At 51.6% G+C, this 18,167-nt stretch carries 17 protein-coding genes; 9 read left to right on the top strand and 8 right to left on the bottom strand.

What is annotated here, in order from left to right; genetic code table 11:
* Positions 1-148: 148 nt before the first annotated feature.
* Together scpA and AC3CB2_RS02545 are read right to left on the bottom strand one after the other, a co-directional pair.
* Positions 149-2,314: a methylmalonyl-CoA mutase gene (scpA, locus tag AC3CB2_RS02540; protein WP_352931087.1), complete on the bottom strand. Its 2,166-nt coding sequence runs from the start codon at positions 2,312-2,314 to the stop codon at positions 149-151.
* Positions 2,314-4,308: a methylmalonyl-CoA mutase family protein gene (locus AC3CB2_RS02545; protein ID WP_352931085.1), complete on the bottom strand. Its 1,995-nt coding sequence runs from the start codon at positions 4,306-4,308 to the stop codon at positions 2,314-2,316. The genes scpA and AC3CB2_RS02545 overlap by 1 nt, the downstream gene beginning before the upstream one ends.
* 749 nt (positions 4,309-5,057) lie before the next feature.
* Between AC3CB2_RS02545 and AC3CB2_RS02550 the strand changes: the two genes are divergently transcribed.
* Positions 5,058-5,759: a LuxR C-terminal-related transcriptional regulator gene (locus AC3CB2_RS02550; protein ID WP_008549561.1), complete on the top strand. Its 702-nt coding sequence runs from the start codon at positions 5,058-5,060 to the stop codon at positions 5,757-5,759.
* 122 nt (positions 5,760-5,881) lie between these two features.
* Here AC3CB2_RS02550 and AC3CB2_RS02555 read toward each other — a convergent pair whose 3' ends face one another.
* A complete protein-coding gene (locus AC3CB2_RS02555) occupies positions 5,882-6,271 on the bottom strand; it encodes a hypothetical protein (RefSeq protein ID WP_008549768.1) in 390 nt (129 codons plus the stop codon).
* Positions 6,272-6,652: 381 nt separating this feature from the next.
* Here AC3CB2_RS02555 and AC3CB2_RS02560 point away from each other — a divergent pair, with 381 nt between their 5' ends.
* Both AC3CB2_RS02560 and AC3CB2_RS02565 read left to right on the top strand, forming a co-directional pair.
* The gene (locus AC3CB2_RS02560; RefSeq protein WP_352931083.1) at positions 6,653-8,041 is read left to right on the top strand and encodes a dipeptidase; all 1,389 of its coding nucleotides are present in this window, start codon (positions 6,653-6,655) and stop codon (positions 8,039-8,041) included.
* A gap of 98 nt (positions 8,042-8,139) precedes the next feature.
* The gene (locus AC3CB2_RS02565; protein ID WP_352931081.1) at positions 8,140-8,721 is read left to right on the top strand and encodes an LOG family protein; all 582 of its coding nucleotides are present in this window, start codon (positions 8,140-8,142) and stop codon (positions 8,719-8,721) included.
* Positions 8,722-8,754: 33 nt separating this feature from the next.
* Here the strand turns inward: AC3CB2_RS02565 and AC3CB2_RS02570 are convergent, their stop codons facing one another.
* Together AC3CB2_RS02570 and AC3CB2_RS02575 are read right to left on the bottom strand one after the other, a co-directional pair.
* Positions 8,755-9,618, bottom strand: coding sequence for a DMT family transporter (locus AC3CB2_RS02570; protein ID WP_352931079.1), 864 nt, complete (start codon positions 9,616-9,618; stop codon positions 8,755-8,757).
* A gap of 231 nt (positions 9,619-9,849) precedes the next feature.
* A complete protein-coding gene (locus AC3CB2_RS02575) occupies positions 9,850-10,512 on the bottom strand; it encodes a haloacid dehalogenase type II (RefSeq protein WP_352931077.1) in 663 nt (220 codons plus the stop codon).
* 566 nt (positions 10,513-11,078) lie between these two features.
* On the opposite strand from AC3CB2_RS02575, the gene AC3CB2_RS02580 reads away from it, so the two are divergent.
* Positions 11,079-11,948: a branched-chain amino acid aminotransferase gene (locus AC3CB2_RS02580; RefSeq protein ID WP_075698209.1), complete on the top strand. Its 870-nt coding sequence runs from the start codon at positions 11,079-11,081 to the stop codon at positions 11,946-11,948.
* A 47-nt stretch (positions 11,949-11,995) separates the two neighbouring features.
* On the opposite strand, the gene AC3CB2_RS02585 is transcribed toward AC3CB2_RS02580, so the two are convergent.
* Positions 11,996-13,210, bottom strand: a complete 1,215-nt coding sequence (locus AC3CB2_RS02585) for a YbfB/YjiJ family MFS transporter (RefSeq protein WP_352931075.1) — start codon at positions 13,208-13,210, stop codon at positions 11,996-11,998.
* Between the two features lie 236 nt (positions 13,211-13,446).
* Between AC3CB2_RS02585 and AC3CB2_RS02590 the strand changes: the two genes are divergently transcribed.
* The 5 genes from AC3CB2_RS02590 (at position 13,447) to AC3CB2_RS02610 (ending at position 17,278) form a co-directional block, all read left to right on the top strand.
* Positions 13,447-14,046 carry a superoxide dismutase gene (locus AC3CB2_RS02590; protein WP_008549597.1) on the top strand — a complete coding sequence of 200 codons (600 nt, stop codon included), beginning with the start codon at positions 13,447-13,449 and terminating at the stop codon, positions 14,044-14,046.
* 141 nt (positions 14,047-14,187) lie between these two features.
* Positions 14,188-14,796, top strand: coding sequence for a TetR/AcrR family transcriptional regulator (locus tag AC3CB2_RS02595; RefSeq protein ID WP_014285085.1), 609 nt, complete (start codon positions 14,188-14,190; stop codon positions 14,794-14,796).
* Positions 14,771-15,076: a hypothetical protein gene (locus AC3CB2_RS02600; RefSeq protein ID WP_352931073.1), complete on the top strand. Its 306-nt coding sequence runs from the start codon at positions 14,771-14,773 to the stop codon at positions 15,074-15,076. The genes AC3CB2_RS02595 and AC3CB2_RS02600 overlap by 26 nt, the downstream gene beginning before the upstream one ends.
* Positions 15,063-16,223 carry an aromatic ring-hydroxylating oxygenase subunit alpha gene (locus AC3CB2_RS02605; protein ID WP_352931071.1) on the top strand — a complete coding sequence of 387 codons (1,161 nt, stop codon included), beginning with the start codon at positions 15,063-15,065 and terminating at the stop codon, positions 16,221-16,223. The genes AC3CB2_RS02600 and AC3CB2_RS02605 overlap by 14 nt, the downstream gene beginning before the upstream one ends.
* Positions 16,220-17,278: a 2Fe-2S iron-sulfur cluster-binding protein gene (locus AC3CB2_RS02610; RefSeq protein WP_352931069.1), complete on the top strand. Its 1,059-nt coding sequence runs from the start codon at positions 16,220-16,222 to the stop codon at positions 17,276-17,278. Before AC3CB2_RS02605 ends, AC3CB2_RS02610 begins: the two co-directional genes overlap by 4 nt.
* 1 nt (position 17,279) lies before the next feature.
* On the opposite strand, the gene AC3CB2_RS02615 is transcribed toward AC3CB2_RS02610, so the two are convergent.
* Both AC3CB2_RS02615 and AC3CB2_RS02620 read right to left on the bottom strand, forming a co-directional pair.
* Positions 17,280-17,663, bottom strand: coding sequence for a hypothetical protein (locus tag AC3CB2_RS02615; RefSeq protein WP_008549520.1), 384 nt, complete (start codon positions 17,661-17,663; stop codon positions 17,280-17,282).
* A gap of 47 nt (positions 17,664-17,710) precedes the next feature.
* The gene (locus AC3CB2_RS02620) at positions 17,711-18,127 is read right to left on the bottom strand and encodes a hypothetical protein (protein ID WP_352931067.1); all 417 of its coding nucleotides are present in this window, start codon (positions 18,125-18,127) and stop codon (positions 17,711-17,713) included.
* Positions 18,128-18,167 lie beyond the last annotated feature (40 nt).

Raw genomic sequence — 18,167 nt, forward strand, 5'->3', positions numbered from 1 at the left:
GCCTAACATCGTGAGACCAGCGAATGATTTGGGGGAAAGCAGCAAACCTGTCTTGTCCTGCAACCTTTTGAGCAAGGCAGGCACAAAAAGAAAAGGCGAGAACAAGTGTCCCGCCTTCGCCAGAAATAATCATCAACTGCAGAGGTGTTTACTCAGCAGCCTGCTGCGGCTCGTAGCCCAGTTTTTCGTTCAGCTCGTGGATCAATCCTTCAGCAGCTTCTGAAATCACGGTCCCCGGAGGGAAGATCGCAGAAGCGCCGGACGCATAAAGCTCATCATAATCCTGCGGAGGCACAACACCCCCCACAACGATCATGATGTCCTCACGGCCTTCATCTGCCAGTGCCTTCTTAAGCGCAGGCACAAGGGTCAGGTGACCTGCAGCAAGGGAGGAAACGCCAACGATATGCACGTCGTTTTCAACTGCCTGACGTGCTGCTTCCTCAGGCGTTGCAAACAGCGGCCCAATGTCCACGTCAAAGCCAAGATCAGCGAAGGCTGAGGCGATCACCTTCTGGCCGCGGTCATGACCATCCTGTCCCATCTTGGCAACAAGAATGCGCGGACGGCGACCATCGTTTTCTTCAAACGTGTCAACCAGCTGCTCAATTTTGGAGATGCTCTCAGACATTTCACCAACCTCGCGCTTATAAACGCCAGCAATGGACTTGATCTCTGCCTTATGGCGACCAAACGCATTTTCCATGGCCAAAGACATTTCGCCAACAGAAGCCTTCACACGGGCTGCTTTCACGCAAAGGTCCAGCAAGTTGCCTTCGCCAGAACGAGCGGCATCTTCCAGTGCTTTCAATGCTGCCTGTGTCTCGTCTTCATTGCGTTCTTCACGCAAACGCTTCAGCTTCTCGATCTGCTTGGCGCGAACCTCTTCGTTGTCCACCTTGAGCACTTCAAGCTCATCTTCACGGTCAGGACGGAACTTGTTCACGCCCACGACAGTCTGGTGCCCGCTATCGATGCGTGCCTGTGTTTTCGCAGCAGCTTCTTCAATACGAAGCTTCGGAATGCCTTTTTCAATGGCCTTTGCCATACCGCCAAGGCTTTCGATTTCTTCGATATGCTTCAGCGCTTTGGCTGCCAGATCCGCAGTCAGGCGCTCAACATAGTAAGAACCGCCCCATGGATCGATGGTTTTCGTCGTCCCACTTTCCTGCTGCAGGAACAGCTGGGTGTTACGGGCAATGCGGGCAGAGAAGTCTGTTGGCAGCGCCAGCGCTTCATCCAATGCATTGGTATGCAGAGACTGCGTATGCCCCTGTGTCGCCGCCATTGCCTCAACAGTGGTGCGGATCACGTTGTTGAACACATCCTGCGCAGTCAGAGACCAGCCGGAAGTCTGCGAGTGCGTGCGCAGAGACAGGCTCTTCGGGTTCTTCGGCTGGAAGTTCTCCTGCATCAGCTTCGCCCAGATCAGGCGTGCCGCACGCAGCTTGGCAACTTCCATGAAGAAGTTCATGCCAATGGCCCAGAAGAAGGATAGGCGAGGGGCAAATGCATCAATATCAAGGCCAGCAGCCACACCTGCACGAGCGTACTCGATGCCGTCAGCAATCGTGAATGCCAGTTCCAGATCTGCGGTCGCACCCGCTTCCTGCATATGGTAGCCGGAAATAGAGATGGAATTGAACTTCGGCATGTTCTTCGAGGTGTAATCGAAGATATCCGAGATGATCCGCATGGATGGGGCAGGCGGATAGATGTAGGTGTTACGCACCATGAACTCTTTCAGAATGTCATTCTGAATGGTTCCGGAAAGCTTCTCCGAAGAAACACCTTGCTCTTCCGCTGCTACGATGTAGAGCGCCATCACTGGCAGCACAGCACCGTTCATGGTCATGGACACGCTCATCTTATCCAACGGAATGCCGGAGAACAGCGTGCGCATGTCATAAATGGAGTCGATGGCAACACCGGCCATGCCTACATCACCGGCAACGCGTGGATGGTCACTGTCATACCCACGGTGGGTCGCCAGATCGAACGCGATGGAAAGACCCTTCTGACCAGCGGCCAGATTGCGACGATAGAAAGCGTTGGAATCTTCAGCAGTGGAGAAACCAGCATATTGGCGCACGGTCCATGGCTGCTGAACATACATGGTTGGATAAGGTCCGCGCATGAAAGGCGGCAATCCCGGCCAGGTGTTCAGGTGCGTCAGGCCATCAAGATCCTGTGGGCCATACGCTGGCTTAACCGCAATGCCTTCCGGCGTGTCCCAAGTCGCTTGCGTATCAGTGGAAGCGGTGGCCGCGCTGTCGTTGTAATCTACCTGGGTGTAGTCAGGAAACAAGCTCATCAAATTGCCTCCACTTCATCAGCCAGCGAAACGCCAACCACTTCAAAACATGTCTTCAGTTCAGCAAGCATATCACAGCCTTGGTATATGGTCCCATCAAGGCCATTCTCGGTCAGTTCCGCCATCAGGTCCTTCGGGCGACCCGCCAGCGTCACGCGCTTGGCGCCAGCTGCTTTAAGCTCTTTCAAGACAGCAACAGCCTGTTCTTCGTAAACTTTGTCAGAGGAACAGATACACGCAATCTTCGCATCGCTGATACGGAAACAGGAGATCAGATCATCAAGGCTCTCAAAGTACTTGCCACCACCGCTGATGAACCCGCCAGCCGCATAAAAGTTGCTGGTGAATGTTGAACGGGCGGTATGTTGAGCCACAGGGCCCAAAGTTGCCAGGAACACCTTTGGTGGGTTGCCCTGAGTGTCCTTGAAGGCCTCAGCCTTGTCCCGAAGGCTTTCAAACGGTGTCCCCAGTCGTGTCAGCTTCAGGGCGTGACAGTCATTGTCACCCAGCTGCTTACGGCTTGCCTGAATATCGACCAATCCGGCACCATCACTCAGCGCTTTGGCAACAGCTTCAATCAACTGTCCATCGGGGCTGGGTTCCGGAAGGTCCTTACGGGTCGCGATCTCACCGATCTGATCCGTATCTGCCTTCAGGACTTCTACATCTGCCTCGCCCAGATTAGGGAAGGCACTTGTACCCGTCAGAGGGTGGCGTCCAGTAGCGACCAACTTATCCTCTTCCGCACGCGCTGCGGTAACATCAGCATAGATCACACCAGATTGCAGCGCTTCAAGAACACCGCCTTCTTTCTCAATCTTCTGGAAGTAACCCCAGGCCGCATTGGCCAGCTCTTCTGTACGCTCTTCAACAAGACCACTACCGGCAGCCGGATCGCTCACCTGCGCCAGATTGCTTTCTTCCACCAGAATAAGCTGGGTGTTGCGGGCAATGCGGCGTGCAAACGCGTTTGGCAGGCCAAGGGCGCTGGTGAACGGAAGCACGCTCACACTGTCAGCGCCGCCAATACCGGCAGCAAACGTAGCCACTGTGGTGCGCAGCATGTTCACCCATGGATCACGCTTGCTCATCATGCGCCAGCTGGTCTCCATATGAAGATGCAGCTTTTGCGATGGCATCTGCGCAGCATCCAGTAAGCGGGCCCACAACTGGCGCATCGCACGCGCTTTAACGATAGTACCAAACTGATCCGCGCTGGCACTCAGGCAGGCAGACACGTGTTTTGGCAGGTCTTCTGCAGGAATGCCGCCCTTTTCCAGTATGCGCATGTAGTAAAGCAGGCTGGAAAGAGTAAGGCCAAGCTCCTGAACACTGTTGGCCCCCGTGTCGTGATAACAACGGCCATCACCGCGCAGCAGGCTGCCCTGAATGCCGTTGTTGCGAGCGTATCCCGCAAGGTCCTGAGCGCGCTGCTCAAGGCGCTCAAAGGAGTTGCGAACCCGACCGGAGCTGACAAACACACTGAGAGGATCAGACACACCTTGAACAGTCAGTTGATTAGAAGGAACGCCCAGCCGTTTGCAGGTCTCAACCAGCAAAGCAAGAGTCGCGCTGCCTTCATAGCCACACTCAAGGCGGAAATCGATAAGATCAGGCTTCACACCATCAAGCAGTTTCAGCATGTCATCAATACGCTGAACGCTCAGTCCACCGCCAAGAATACGCGGAGAAGCAGGCAGAACCAGCTCAATGCCATCAGCCCCGCCTTCCAGGTCTTCCAGCATCTGGGCGTTGGCCTCGGAAATGACGGGATGATCACTGCGTTGAATGATCTTCCAAGGGCGAGAGCTCTCCCTCAATTGCAATGGAGCGCTGTCGGTGCGTCCTTGGTATAGCGGCTTGTTCTCGAGGCCACCTGCAATTGGTGTGTTTAGTGCATCCAGAGCGGCGCCTTTAAGGGCACGCAGAGCAGATGCTTCCCAGTCACTTTGTGTTGCTTCTAGGAAATCGCTCGGAAAATCAATGTTTTGCATGTCCATCCCATGTCCTTCTGGTAACTTTATACGAAGGAACCTTTGATGGTTTCAAGCTATGCGTTAGGACGAGATTGGAAAACAACTGGCCCAAACACTGCGTAAATTGCAGAACTACTGATGTGACAAAGGCTGGATAGATTTCGCATTAGCTTAATTTATCCTAAACTTGTCGCAATTGACCCTAGGGCATGTAACGCTGTTACTATTGCCGAGAGCTAAGCAGTAGTTTCGTACTCTTACTATAGATTTTTCGGAATTACTGCCAATTAGCTCCTAGGTAAAACTGTTGGAGTAGTGAGTTTTATGGGGCAACAGTGGGGGCACTATTTACAGGTGCTCTGAATACTTAGAGGTTAGTTGATCTACCTCCTATAATGAGAATGACGGTATTGCCGAGATTGCTGTAAGAACAAGTGGTCTGAGAGTAATACAAGCATACATGAGATGGTGACATCTTGTCAGCGCGAGGCAACTCAAAGAATTGCCCGTGACGAACAAAGACAGCGTTTAACAGGCGTGCGACCAACTACTCAATACGAGAGAAAAGGCCAAGGCCAAACTCCGTAAAGTCGCCCTCCTGCGCTGAGCCGCCATTCAAGACTGAGAGTTTTCGAATTTACCTGCGCAAACAATGGGTTTGCGAAAGTGAGTTGGCATGCCTCCGGTATGTCAGGTGGGCAAGTGCGTCTTCAATCCGGCGACACAAGAGCGAGTGCTGTGCGGATAGAAACGGGAAAGCAGGGCAAATGAACGATACTTCAGATATCGAAGCAAAGGTAAAAGCGATTTCAGAAGCACGGGCAGCGAAACCCGTTCTGGACATTGTGGAATCCTACCTAAGACGATTGGGAGCATCCCATATCCTCATCACTGGTCTTCCTATGCCAAACCGAACAATTGACAGTTTGGTTCATAGGTTCCGTTGGCCGGATGAGAGAAATGGCGGTGTTGAGCGGACAACCCTGAGCGCTGGCGATAGTGCTCTTATGCTCGGCCTGTCTGGCAACCGCCCGGTTGTCTGGTCAGTTTCCGGCACAGACACCGGCAATTCTGAGCTTTTTGCCGCAATAGGCGAGGGCGCCCGGGTCATGGTGATCCCGGTGGATGCGCTTCATCCATTCCAGGCAATGGTGGTCGGCGCTGGGCATCAGATCGCTGCTGAACCATACGATCTGGCATCACTGGAAATCGTCTGCTCCGCAGCTTTCCGCCGTCTGTTCGAACTGGGTGTAATTTCAGACCAAAGACCGGGTGATTTGTCAGCCCGCGAGCGTCGTGTTCTGGAACTGACAGCGTTGGGCAAGACAGCCCATGAAATCGCAGAGCTTCTGGAGATTTCTCAAAGAACAGTCCATGCGCACTTGCAGAACGCAAGCGCCAAGCTCAACGCATCCAACAAAACCCATACGGTGGTTGAAGCGTTGCGTTACGGTCAGATCAAAATCTGATAAAGCTTATCGCAGGCATAAGAAAAGCAGGCTCATTCCCGATGGGCCTGCTTCTTTGCTTATTAGGCACTCAGATTTGGAGCGCTTAAAAACTTGGCGTAATAGGATCAGTTACTACTTTGCTAGGTGATTTCAGCAAGTCCCGGCACACGGGCAACGATTTCATCCGTGAACTCCGGTCCAGCCTTTTCGCGAGTATACTCAACAGTCTCTTTCGCGACCTTCTGAATATCCTCAACAGTAAGCCCAAGGCTGGTCATTTCGTTCAAGGCAGCAAGCACACCAACACTGGCATTCATCTTACTGGCCAGACCGCCAAAAAGACCTTTGTTTTCGGTGGCTTCGTCGATGGCCAGAAAACCTTCCGCAGCTGGAAAGGCTTCCAGTAAAGTCTCGACTTCTTCTCTGGTGCTGTTCTTTGCAATGAAGTTCAGCATGATCCCTACAGCAGGTTCTACCTTTTCGGGATCCAACCCGGTTTTTTCGGTAATGCGATCAACAAGTATATGCATCGTGATCTCCAGTCCCCCAATAAATCTAATATAGTGACGATTGGGTCCAATGTTAGGGACAACGGAACAGGCTCATTAGCATTGGGTGATTTCATAAGTTCGAAATCTGGGCCTAATCCCGTGTGTTTCCAAAAAAGATTCTGCGTTGCTTGGCCTCTTGCGTGCCTTTGTTCTTCAAAGTATCGCCCACGCACCTTAAAAGAGTTTAACCGACCTGTTTAAACAGTCTGCCGAATTACAAGTGGTTACCAGGGCAAAGCCATAGCTTTGACTTTGGAAACTATGTTAGAGCTTCTTACAGCCTCATATCTACGCAGTGACCTGCGTACTATCCCATCCTACAGGTGATAAACACGAGCCTGCACTACAAAGGAATGAATCATGTCGAATCTCGACAAAGTCCTTGATCGTATTGATCAAAATTTGGATCAAAGTCTCGATCGGTTGTTTGAACTCCTGCGCATCAAGAGCATTTCTACCGATCCTGAATATAAGGGTGACTGCCGCGAAGCAGCTGAGTGGATGGCACGTGAGCTGACTGCAATTGGCATTCCTTCTGAGGTCAGAGACACCACCGGCCATCCAATGGTTGTCGGTCACCACGTAGCAGATGGCAAGCCGGGACCACACGTTTTGTTCTATGGCCACTATGATGTGCAGCCGGTTGATCCGATTGAACTTTGGAATGCTGATCCGTTTGATCCGCAGATCGTAACCCGCGAAGACGGCTCCAAAATGATCGTTGCCCGTGGCGCTAACGATGACAAAGGCCAGTTGATGACCTTCGTGGAAGCTGTCCGTGCCTGGGTTGAAGAAACTGGCGATGTGCCTATCAACATCTCGATTCTGCTGGAAGGCGAGGAAGAAAGCGGCTCCCCATCTTTGCAGCCATTCCTGGATGCAAACAAGGAAGAGCTGTCCAAAGATCTCGCCCTCGTGTGTGACACCTCCATGTGGGACAAGGACACACCAGCGATCTCTGTTATGCTGCGCGGTCTGGTTGGCGAAGAAATCACTCTTAAAGGCCCAAGTAAAGACCTGCACTCCGGTATGTACGGTGGTGCTGCACGCAACCCGCTTCATGTGCTGTCTGACATGATTGCTGGTCTTCGTGATGAAAACGGCAGCATCACACTACCAGGCTTCTATGATGATGTTCCGGAACTGCCGGAAGACGTCAAAGAGATGTGGCAGAACCTCGGCTTCTCAACCGAGGAGTTCCTCGGTGGTATCGGTCTGAAGGATCTGGGCGGCGAAAAAGATCGCTCCGGTCTGGAACAGATCTGGGCGCGTCCAACCTGTGAAGTAAATGGCCTTTGGGGCGGTTATACTGGCGCTGGCTTCAAAACTGTTATCCCGGCTGAAGCGCATGCAAAAGTATCCTTCCGTCTTGTGGGTGATCAGGACCCTGAGAAAATCAGAGATGCATTCCGCTCTTATCTGAAGTCTAAAACACCAGCAGACTTTGAGCTGGAACTGCACCCACACGGCGGCGATCGTGCTCTGCGCATGGATTTTGATGCACCTGCTCTGGCAAAAGGCCGCGCGGCTCTGTCAGCTGAATGGGATAAGCCAGCAGCACTGGTTGGCTGTGGTGGTTCTATCCCAATCGTGGGCAGCTTCAAGCGCACGTTGGACATGGACAGCCTGCTCATCGGCTTTGGTCTGGATGAAGATCAGATCCACTCACCAAATGAGAAGTATGAACTCAAGAGCTTCCACAAAGGCATCCGATCTTGGGCACGCGTTCTGGAAGAGCTAGCCAAGTAATCTGCTTTTGACCATCTTCAGTCCCGGACATCCTCTGTTCGGGGCTGATACCTCATAATTGAATATGTGTTTTGGGCTCGGCCGACTGGAGAATTGAAATGGCATCTATCTGCGTATTTTGCGGATCATCAATCGGGAAACGCCCGGAATATGAAGCAGCAGCGCGCCTGCTCGGTACTGAAATCGCTAAGCGTGGCAACCGTTTGGTCTATGGTGGTGCGGAAGTTGGCTTGATGGGCGTTGTTGCAAACGCAGCGCTGGAAGTGGGTGGTGAAGTGGTTGGCGTTCTGCCCGAAGCGCTAGCTGCAAAAGAACTGGCGCACAGATCCCTGACGGACCTTCACATCGTTGGCTCCATGCATGAGCGTAAGGCAATGATGGCAGACCTGTCAGACGCATTCGTCGCACTGCCAGGCGGCATTGGTACCATGGAAGAACTCTTTGAGGTCTGGACATGGGGGCAGTTGGGCTACCACAACAAACCATGCGGTCTTTACAACGCCAACGGTTTTTATGGCCGTATGCTGGCCTTCCTGGACTTCATGGAGGAAGAAGCGTTCATGAAGAAATCCCACCGCGACATGCTTCTGGTCGGCGATAATCCTACACAGTTGCTGGACCAGATTGAGAACTATCAGGCTCCGGCTGGTCACAAGTGGATCACCCGCGCTGAGACCTAAAAGCACCGTAAGTGCAGGACTGATCTTCGAGCGTTAGTCCTGCAAGTATCTTGGCAAGCGTGAAGGCTCGTTGGTCAGATAAAGAGCACCCAGCAAGAAGGCAAAGCCGATGGCTTGCCCTATGCCCAGTGGCTCTGAAAACAGCAGGTATCCAGTCAAAATGGCGAGGCCAAACTCAATAAAGCCAGTAGTGTAGGCTGTCTTGCGACCAGAACGATCTGAGCTTCCATAGGCAAGTAAAAGCTGCGGCAACAAACCCGCAATCAAAGCCAATCCCAAAATCGGCAATGTACTTGGAGCAGTGCTCACGCTTTGCCAAAGCTTCAACTCCACCAACGCAAATGGGACAGCAGTCACAACCGCCCCGGCAAAGATGCAGGCGGCGATGGAAAGGGATGGCAGATAACTCGGAGTTTTGCGACTAACCAGTTGCAGGCCGCCATAACACAGCGGCCCAATCAAACCGATTGCCACTGCAACAAAGTCTACCTTAGGCAAAGGTGTGGAAGCGATGATGATCAGCAGAGCGCCAAACACCAAGCCGAGTGTCAGCTTGTCACTGCCACGTAGTTTTGCCCCTCCAATAGCCCGCAAGATCACGAGCAGAGCAGGGTAGGAGAAGAACAGGCTGGCTGCGAGATAGATCGGCAGAGCGCTCAGAGCATAAAAGTAGCTCCATGCTCCCAGTCCCATGATCATCCCAAAAAGCACATACTGCCGGCTGCTCGGGCCGGATTTTAGTGCTTGAGGCAGATATGGAGCTAGCAGTACAGCAGGAAGGATATAACGCAGGAGAACAGCAGCACCGGGAGAAATGCCAGCAGAAAAGCCGATCTTGGCAAAGTAGGGAATGCTGCCAAAGCAAACCGCGCCCAGACCCAAAGCAATCAGGCTCACAATTCTGTGGCCAGTGCCTCCACTTTTAAATCCATGAAACATGAAGTGTAAGTAACGTCGACTGCTTCTGCTCTTTCAAAACTGCTGGCCTTAAAGCCGCCACAAATATGAAACCTGAGGCAGCTAAGAGCAAGTTTATTTGCCAGACCAACAGTGTTTGAGTTCAGATGGCCACAGAAAACCGCACTGCATGCTTGATTATGCCAGCCTGAAGTCAGCTGTGCTCAAGGTTTAGCCCAGAGCAGGCAGCCCGCTCAAATCCTTTAGAACTGCAGACGGAGAAAGATCAGCATACTCATCAGGCATCTGCGAGCGATTGATCCAGACTGTGCGCATGCCATACTTGGTGGCACCGGCAATATCCCAGCGGTTGCTGGACTGGAAGGAGATCGCTTCCGGATATAAACGGAAATGTGTTGTCACCAGATCATAAACGTCAGGATGTGGCTTGTAGGTTTGTACAGGATCAACAGAGAAAACCTCGTCAAAACAATCCGTAATGCCTGCATTTTTAAGCGCACCGTCCATCATCTTCATCGGTGCGTTGGAAAGGATAGCCAGCTTGGAGCCACGCTCACGCAGATCTTTCAGCAACTGCGGAACCTCCGGGTAGCAGTCCAACTCCCAGTAGGCGGCCAGCAGCTCATCGCGAGCACCTTTGTTGGCTTCAGGAACCAGCACAAATGCAGTGTCCAGTGCCTGAACAGTCAACTCCCAGAAATCAACGTACTGCCCCATCAAAGAGCGGACCCAGGAATACTCCAGTTGCTTCTCACGCCAGATGGATGAGAGTTTTTTGCCCTCAGGACCCACGGCACCCATATGCTTTCTGGCGGCGGCATGCACGTCAAAAAGGGTTCCATAGGCATCAAAAACATAAACTGAGTGGCTCATCTCTGCTCTCCGGCTCCACACCAAGCGTCAAGATTGGCAAATTCCAATCCCCCTAAGAAAGCGATGTGATGAGGTTTCGTCAAGGCATGGGAAATACGTGTTCCCTATGCTTTGGGTGCATAAATTTAACAATTGTCTCTTAAAAACAACATTTCACTCTCAAAACTCATGTTCACGCACAAAACAATTCCAGAATCTTTAGCCAGCTCTGCGGAAGGTTGCAGCAATCTCAAAAGTCCTTGAAACGTTAATGCGTTAAAACTGTGCAAAAGAACAATGAAGAGGCCTCACGCCCGCAAAATACAAGCTCGTCCCGGCTCGCAATGTAATTGCGTATTCTTGCCTGATATCTGGTTGCAACGACATTTAGTTGCGTTTCAAGCTTAATTTTGCCGCCCACGATAACTCTTAGGACTTCCGTATTGGGCATGATGTCTGCACTCAGGTGCTTTGTCTTCTTTGTCGAGAGTATGGTTGACCCCATTTGAATTCTCAGGTCGACTGACAAAAGATAATAGGGCGGGGCCTGTTTGGCTCATAAGCCGACTTTTGAGGAGAGATTTATTATGGCCGAAATGTCGAAGACTCGTACATGGGTTGAAGGCAAATGGTACGAGGGTAATCCGCCACTGATCGGTCCACGTACGCATTCTTTTTGGTTGGGCTCAAATGTATTTGATGGAGCCCGTGGTTTTGAAGGCGTCATGCCTGACCTTGATTTGCACTGCGCCCGCTTGAACCGCTCTGCTGTAAACCTCGGCATGAAACCAACTATGCGCTTTGAAGAGATGGTTGAGCTCGCCACAGAGGGCATGAAGAAGTTTGAAGCGGATGAAGCTGTTTACATCCGTCCGATGTACTGGGCTGAGAATGATGGTCCGGGCATCATTGATGGTGATCCTGAATCTACCCGTTTTTGCATGTGCCTGTTCGAAGCTCCGATGCCACCAAAAGGCGCGTCCAACAGCCTGACTTTATCTCCATTCCGTCGGCCAACAATGGAGTCCATGCCAGTTAACGCAAAAGCAGGCTGTCTCTATCCAAACAATGCTCGTGCATCTCGTGAAGCAAAATCTCGCGGTTTTGATAATGCGATCATGCTGGATGCCCTCGGCAATGTTGCTGAGCTGACCTCTGCGAACATTTTCATGGTCAAGGATGGTGAAGTGCTCACTCCTTATTGGAATGGTACCTTCCTGAATGGCATTACACGTCAGCGTATCATCAAGCTGCTCAGCAGTGCGGGCTACAATGTCCATGAAACCACGCTGACCTATAAAGACTTCTATGAGGCGGATGAGATCTTCTCTACCGGCAACTACGGTAAGGTTGTTCCAGTTCATAAACTGGATGATCGCACCATGGATCATGGTCCGGTAGCTGCCAAAGCAAGAGAGCTTTACTGGGAGTTCGCACACGCTAAAGTGCCAGCTTAAACCATAGCCAAAAAGCACGTTCTGAAGGGAGGCAATCGCCTCCCTTTTTATGCGGGTGTAAAGCGTTTAATGGTCAGCAGCGCTGCGAGGATAAGAGCACCAGCTGCAACGAGCGAGGCGAGTATGAAATCGCCGTTGAGCTTGTAAAGGTAGCCTGCGAAACTTGGTCCGAACATTTGCCCTAGACCAAAAGCAGCTGTCATCAAGCCAACAATCTGGCGTGGGTTAGAGCTGGCAATCCGGCGTGCCTCGACCAATCCAATGGATGTAATCCCGACAAATGTTCCCCCCAGCAGGATTGCGGCAGCTGAAAGACCAGCGATTGTAGGCATCAACACACTGAAAGCCACCCCAACGGCCTCCAGCGTACACGCAACCGCAATTGCTCTGCCATAGCCGATGCGCACACCCAGCTTTTCCCAAAAGAAGACGGATGGGATGATTGCCAGACCAACCAGCAGCCAACCAAGTGATTTCATGGGAGCAAGCTCTGGCGTCAGGCTGGCCAATGCGCCGAGGAACGTTGCCGTGATGACATAACCGAACCCGAAGCAGCCATAAGCAAAGATCAACCGCCAAGCGCTCAAGTTTAACGGTTTAGTTTTGGTCTCAGTTTGAGCAGACTGCATCGAAGCTTGTGGTGGCTCCTCTTTGCGAGGCGGCAGCAGAAAGGGAATGCAGAGCGAAAGTCCTAGACTTAAAACTCCACTGGCAATCCAAAGCTGAGAGGATGTCTCTAAGTTCGTTCCAAGCCACTCAATCATGAGCGAAGAGCCTGCAATGCCAATCCCGACGCCGGTGAAGTGGATCGGGAAAAGATGCAAACTGTGCTTTTCTGCAAGACGCTGCATGACAATGTTCGCGACAAGAACAAACGCATAAGCACTTGCCAAACCCGCCAGAAAGCGGACCACAACAAACCAATAAACACCAAGGCTGAACGCCATAAGGAACGTGACAACAGTGCTGGTGATTAACGCCATCATGAAGATCCGATAGGGACCGCCGGGCAGGGGAGCGCGTGCAGCCATCAACGCGCCAAGCAAGTAGCCGAGATAGTTGGAGGACGCTACGAACCCCGCATTCACCTCGTTCAAAGTGCCGTCCTGCAACATAAACGGGAGCACTGGCGTATAGACAAATCTTCCGATGCCCATGACGGCCGCCATGGCAAGGCAGCCGCCCACCGCTGAAAGGAACGCAAACTGGTCTTTTTCAGGACTGGTGGATGCTTTCATGAGTTTTTCGGAGGTATCTGTCACAAATTGATTCCTTATAACCCGCAGAAAACAGCCGTTTATAAGGCGAAAAAGCTCCTGCGATTCTCAACTTAGAAGTTCTACTTACAAAAAAACAAGAAAAATATTTGCAAATTATGATCTTCACCCGTTGCTCATACGCAAAAACATCACTATTTTGCACCATGAGTTGCAGCGTTGGTCGGTTGTAAAACTGAAAAGCACTGCGCCTAAAGTTTCCTTTCCCATGGAGGTATACCATGTCTTTTGCTCTTGAAGACCTGCCATACGCATACGACGCTCTGGCCCCTTACATGTCTGCTGAAACTCTCGAGTTCCACCACGACAAACACCATATGGCTTATGTGACCAACGGCAACAAGTTGCTCGAAGGTTCAGGTCTTGAAGGCAAAAGCCTCGAAGAGATCGTTAAAGAAAGCTACGGCACCAACGCTGGTCTGTTCAACAACGCTGGTCAGCACCTCAACCACCTTCACTTCTGGAAGTGGATGAAGCCAAATGGTGGCGGTTCTTCTCTCCCAGGCGTTCTGGCAAAGAAAGTTGACGAAGATCTCGGTGGTTTCGACAAGTTCCGCGCTGACTTCATCAACGCTGGTGTAACCCAGTTCGGTTCCGGTTGGGCATGGCTTGCAGTTAAAGACGGCAAGCTCGTAGTGATGAAAACCCCTAACGGTGAAAACCCAATTGTACACGGCGCAACCCCAATTCTTGGCTGCGACGTATGGGAACACTCCTACTACATCGATTACCGCAACGCGCGTCCTAAGTACCTGGAAGCGTTCGTTGATAACCTGATCAATTGGGAATACGTGGAAGAGCTGTACTCTGCAGCTGTTTAATCCCAAAGACAGATTATAATTAAGGCGGCCTTGTGCCGCCTTTTTTGTTTCGACTGCTTCGATTTTTTAAATTGTCACTATTGACAGCTTATTGATCGTTGCCTATCTCTATTCACGTCCGTTGAGTGAAAGCACATACCCATGCCGCGTCCGAGTGTTCAATCCGCCAGACTTAATGAGATCGTACAAGCAGCTGCAAAATGCGTTGCTCAATATGGTTTGGAAGGCGTGACGCTGGAACGCATTGCTGAAGAAACAGGACTGAAACGACCGCTTATCCGCCACCATGCGGGTAATCGGGAAGAGATAATAAACGCTGTTGTAACCCATGTTCTTGCAGGCTTTGCCGAAGTGACAACCATGTTCGCCAAAGCACTGCCTGAAAAACGTGGCTCCTACGCCGCTGTTGATCATCTGTTTGATGATCACGGCTATTCTGATCCTGCTGAGATGATGGTGTTCCAATCCATCGTGGCAGCTGCGGACAGGTTTCCGGCGGAATCAGAGGCTCTCCTGAAATGGGTGGGCGACTTTACAGCAGTTATAGTCGAGGCAATTAAACGAGACTTTCCTGAAGTGGAAACCGAAGCCGCCGAAACCGTTGCCCATGGTATCGTGGCGATCTACTTCAACGTTGATTCCTTGGCCCCGTTAAAGCCGCCACATGAGTGGAGGCGATATGCAAAAAATGCAGCATTGCTGCTTCTGAGGTCCTTGGAAACGAATGCAAGTACTCAAAGAGCTACTTAGAACAATAATCAGCTACAGCAAGTGGCGAACCATTTTCGCTCTGATCCTGATTGCCGCCTCACTTTACTACGGGTGGCAATGGGTCTGGGGTGCGCTTTTCCTTCTCTGGACGTTTAGAGCGTGGCGGACCAACTCCGTCTATGTTGTCGAGACCCTCACACGTGATGACCATCCGTTCCTGTTCTGGATCATCATCATCCTGTGGGCGACGCTATCGCTCTACCTCATCTTCGCAGATCTAATAATGATGCTAGGAGGCGTTCCCCATGTCTACTCATAGCAACGGTATGCCAGTCCTCCCAAAGGAGGCATACACCTCTCAGGAATGGTTTGACCGTGAGCAAGCACTGATCTTCTCTAAAACCTGGGCACTTGCCGGGTTTCAGGAAGATATCACAGAGCCAGGTCAATACATTTCAGTTCAGGCAGGCCTGAACAACATCTTCATCGTGATGGGAAGAGACCACCGCCTGCGCGCGTTTCACAACATCTGCCGCCACAGAGGCACGCAGCTTCTTCGAGCAGAAGGAAAAACGCAAAAGGCGATAACCTGTCCTTACCATGACTGGACTTACGACCTTGAAGGCAATCTGATCTCTGTGCCGGAGCAGGAAAAAGAGTTCCCTGGAATCGATCTGTCGTGCAACGGCCTGAAGAAAGCTTCGGTCGATATCTGGCGCGGCATGCTCTGGGTCCATCCGGATGAAAACGCACCGTCCATCGTCAACTGGTTCGGTGACGTAGAGCCATACCTCGCGCCTTATGATCCTGCAGGACTAATCGAGACGGAGGAGGGCTACTCAAAACACGAGATCAAGGCCAACTGGAAGATCATCGTCGAGAACTACATTGACGGCTATCATCTGGCGCACCTCCATTCTCATACGCTCAATATGTACGATCATTCCAAGATCGAATGTGAGTTCATCGGTCCACACTTTGCCTTCTGGGAGCCGTTGGCTGACTTCTATGCAGCTGAGGTGGAAAAGGTAACCCCGATGCCCCTCATCCCGGGTATCCCGAAAGACAGGTTGGGTGCTTGGGTGCCAATGCTGTTTCCCGGGATTGGGCTGGGTGAATCCGAGAACTCTTGGTCCACATTTCACATCACACCGGTAGCTCCAGACAGATCCATCGTTGAGATCCGCACGCGTGTAGCAAATGAGTCAACTTGGGCGTTCACGAAGGCGGCCATGGCCTCTGCATCGTTCTGGGATAAACATCTGGGAGCCAAATACAATGGTGACCCGAAGGTGGACCCGATGTCCTCCGGCGACTTCATGTTGGAAGATATCTACGCTTGCGAACAACAGCAAAAGTCATTGCAAAGCCCATACTTTGAGCATGGCCCGTCCTCTAAGCACGGCGAGAAACCGGTGAGAGACCATCAGTCCGTGGTCGCCAAGTGGATGGAGAGCGATCAGTGAGAAATGTTGTCTATCCGCTAAAGGTTTCTGAGGTTATCTCGGAAACCAAACAGGCGAAAACCATCAGGTTTGACGTGCCGATTGAGTTGAGAGATGAGTTTCATTGGCAACCCGGTCAGCACATCACCATCGAGCTGGAAGCAAACGGTGAGAAACTGCGGCGCCCTTTCACGATCTCCGCAGCACAAGGCAATGGCAGGTCACTGCAAATTACAGTGAAACCAAACCCTGATGGCATTGTCTCTAAATACCTATGCTCTGCAGTAAAGGCTGGTCATCAGCTCAATGTTATGCCACCGTTCGGAGGCTTTACGCTTGAGCCGCGTTCAGACCATCAGCGCACGCTCTACTTCTTCGCCGGAGGCAGTGGTATCACGCCTGCGATGGCAATGATCGAAGCTGCTTTGGAAGATGAGCCTCGTTCAAAACTATACGTGCTCTACGCAAACCGCTCTGCTGACGACATCATCTTTAAGGATCATCTGGAGCAGTTGGCTGAACGCTACCCAGCTCAGCTTGAAGTTAGGCATATTCTCTCAAAGCCGTCCATGTGGTCCATGTTCTCACCATGGAAATCAGGCCGGATCTCTAAGGACGTCATTCTGGAGTACCTTTCTGAATGCCGCCCGATAGCTCAGGACGCACAGTATTTCATTTGCGGTCCGGACTCCATGAACAATGACGTCCGTGGAGCTCTCCTGAACTGTGATGTCCCGGCTGATCGCATCCACGCAGAAAGCTTTGGTGGTGATATAGGCGCTCTGGTAGAGATTGCCAGCGTTCCGGCACAGCTTAAGCTCGATTATTACGGGGAGACCATTGAACTGGAAGTCGCAGAAGGTCAATCCATAATGAACGCCGTTCGCGCAGCAGGTTTGGAGCCACCATACTCATGCCAGTCCGGCATCTGCGGAGCGTGTAAGGCGCAGATTAAGAGCGGGTCCGTGCATATGCAGGCCAGAATGGCATTGGAAGACGCAGAGATCGCCAAAGGCGCAATCCTGACTTGTCAGTCATATGCAACGACGCCGGAGCTATCCGTTAGTTTCAAATAGGTCAGGAACCGAAGAGCTTATCAAAGAAGCTTTTCTCGTAGCCCATCTGGCAACGAGAGGTGATGATCTGATCTAGGACCCCATTCATCAGATAGAGGAAAGCTTCGCACTCGCTTTGAGTTGTGAAGCAAGCCTCTGTCGAAACGTTGTAGGGCTGGTTATCACTCAAAACACGCCCACCCACATTCGCCTGCCAAACATTGGCAGCGCCATGCTCAGCTGTGGCAATAGAGCAGTCATACTGCGTGCCTCTCACGCGCGGCATGATTGGTCCTGTACGCGGAATGAGCTGGCGTTCCAGATAATTAGTGCTGGGTGGTTGGCTGCAGCTCACAAGAAAGAGAGACGCCGCTGCAAAGCAGGCGAGGGGGGCAATCGTCTTCATGTACTCAACGCTTTCGGGCCTTAACGGCCTCTTCTGTCAATGTTGTTTTAAAACCAGCCAAAAAGTCCTTTGTAATAACCATGCTGGCAACTGGCACTGCGCGTGAGCTCCAAATAGCCACGCATAAAATTCAGATAAGCCTGACACTTCTCCATGGTCCTGAAACACGCCACACTAGAAATGTTCCGGCTCGGATCGCTGAAGTACCCTGTCACAAACGCCTGATAAACATTCTCAGCCCCATCCTCCTTCACTCGTATCCGACAATCATACTGCGACCCATAAATCCGCGGCGCCGACCGCAGATCATTCGGGATCAAATGATTGAAAGGATACAGCTTGTTGTTGACCTGAGCGGATGCATGCGCAGGTAGGAAGGCGAATAAGAGTAGAACGACAAGAACGGCACGCACAGGATGTTCCAGACTTTTATTGTTGTTTATGTCTTTAACATTGAGCGCCAAGAGGAGCTTTCACTCCTCATTAGACTTACAAATTCTAGCT

This window comes from Pseudovibrio sp. SCP20, from assembly GCF_057774105.1.

Excerpts from the sequence above, each read along its gene's own strand:
- AC3CB2_RS02580 (WP_075698209.1), top strand. The coding sequence starts at position 11,079 with ATGGCCGAAATGTCGAAGACTCGTACATGGGTTGAAGGCAAATGGTAC.
- AC3CB2_RS02565 (WP_352931081.1), top strand. The coding sequence starts at position 8,140 with ATGGCATCTATCTGCGTATTTTGCGGATCATCAATCGGGAAACGCCCG.
- AC3CB2_RS02575 (WP_352931077.1), bottom strand. The coding sequence starts at position 10,512 with ATGAGCCACTCAGTTTATGTTTTTGATGCCTATGGAACCCTTTTTGAC.
- AC3CB2_RS02605 (WP_352931071.1), top strand. The coding sequence starts at position 15,063 with ATGTCTACTCATAGCAACGGTATGCCAGTCCTCCCAAAGGAGGCATAC.
- AC3CB2_RS02555 (WP_008549768.1), bottom strand. The coding sequence starts at position 6,271 with ATGCATATACTTGTTGATCGCATTACCGAAAAAACCGGGTTGGATCCC.
- AC3CB2_RS02600 (WP_352931073.1), top strand. The coding sequence starts at position 14,771 with ATGCAAGTACTCAAAGAGCTACTTAGAACAATAATCAGCTACAGCAAG.
- AC3CB2_RS02595 (WP_014285085.1), top strand. The coding sequence starts at position 14,188 with ATGCCGCGTCCGAGTGTTCAATCCGCCAGACTTAATGAGATCGTACAA.
- AC3CB2_RS02590 (WP_008549597.1), top strand. The coding sequence starts at position 13,447 with ATGTCTTTTGCTCTTGAAGACCTGCCATACGCATACGACGCTCTGGCC.
- AC3CB2_RS02615 (WP_008549520.1), bottom strand. The coding sequence starts at position 17,663 with ATGAAGACGATTGCCCCCCTCGCCTGCTTTGCAGCGGCGTCTCTCTTT.
- AC3CB2_RS02545 (WP_352931085.1), bottom strand. The coding sequence starts at position 4,308 with ATGCAAAACATTGATTTTCCGAGCGATTTCCTAGAAGCAACACAAAGT.
- AC3CB2_RS02550 (WP_008549561.1), top strand. The coding sequence starts at position 5,058 with ATGAACGATACTTCAGATATCGAAGCAAAGGTAAAAGCGATTTCAGAA.
- AC3CB2_RS02560 (WP_352931083.1), top strand. The coding sequence starts at position 6,653 with ATGTCGAATCTCGACAAAGTCCTTGATCGTATTGATCAAAATTTGGAT.
- scpA (WP_352931087.1), bottom strand. The coding sequence starts at position 2,314 with ATGAGCTTGTTTCCTGACTACACCCAGGTAGATTACAACGACAGCGCG.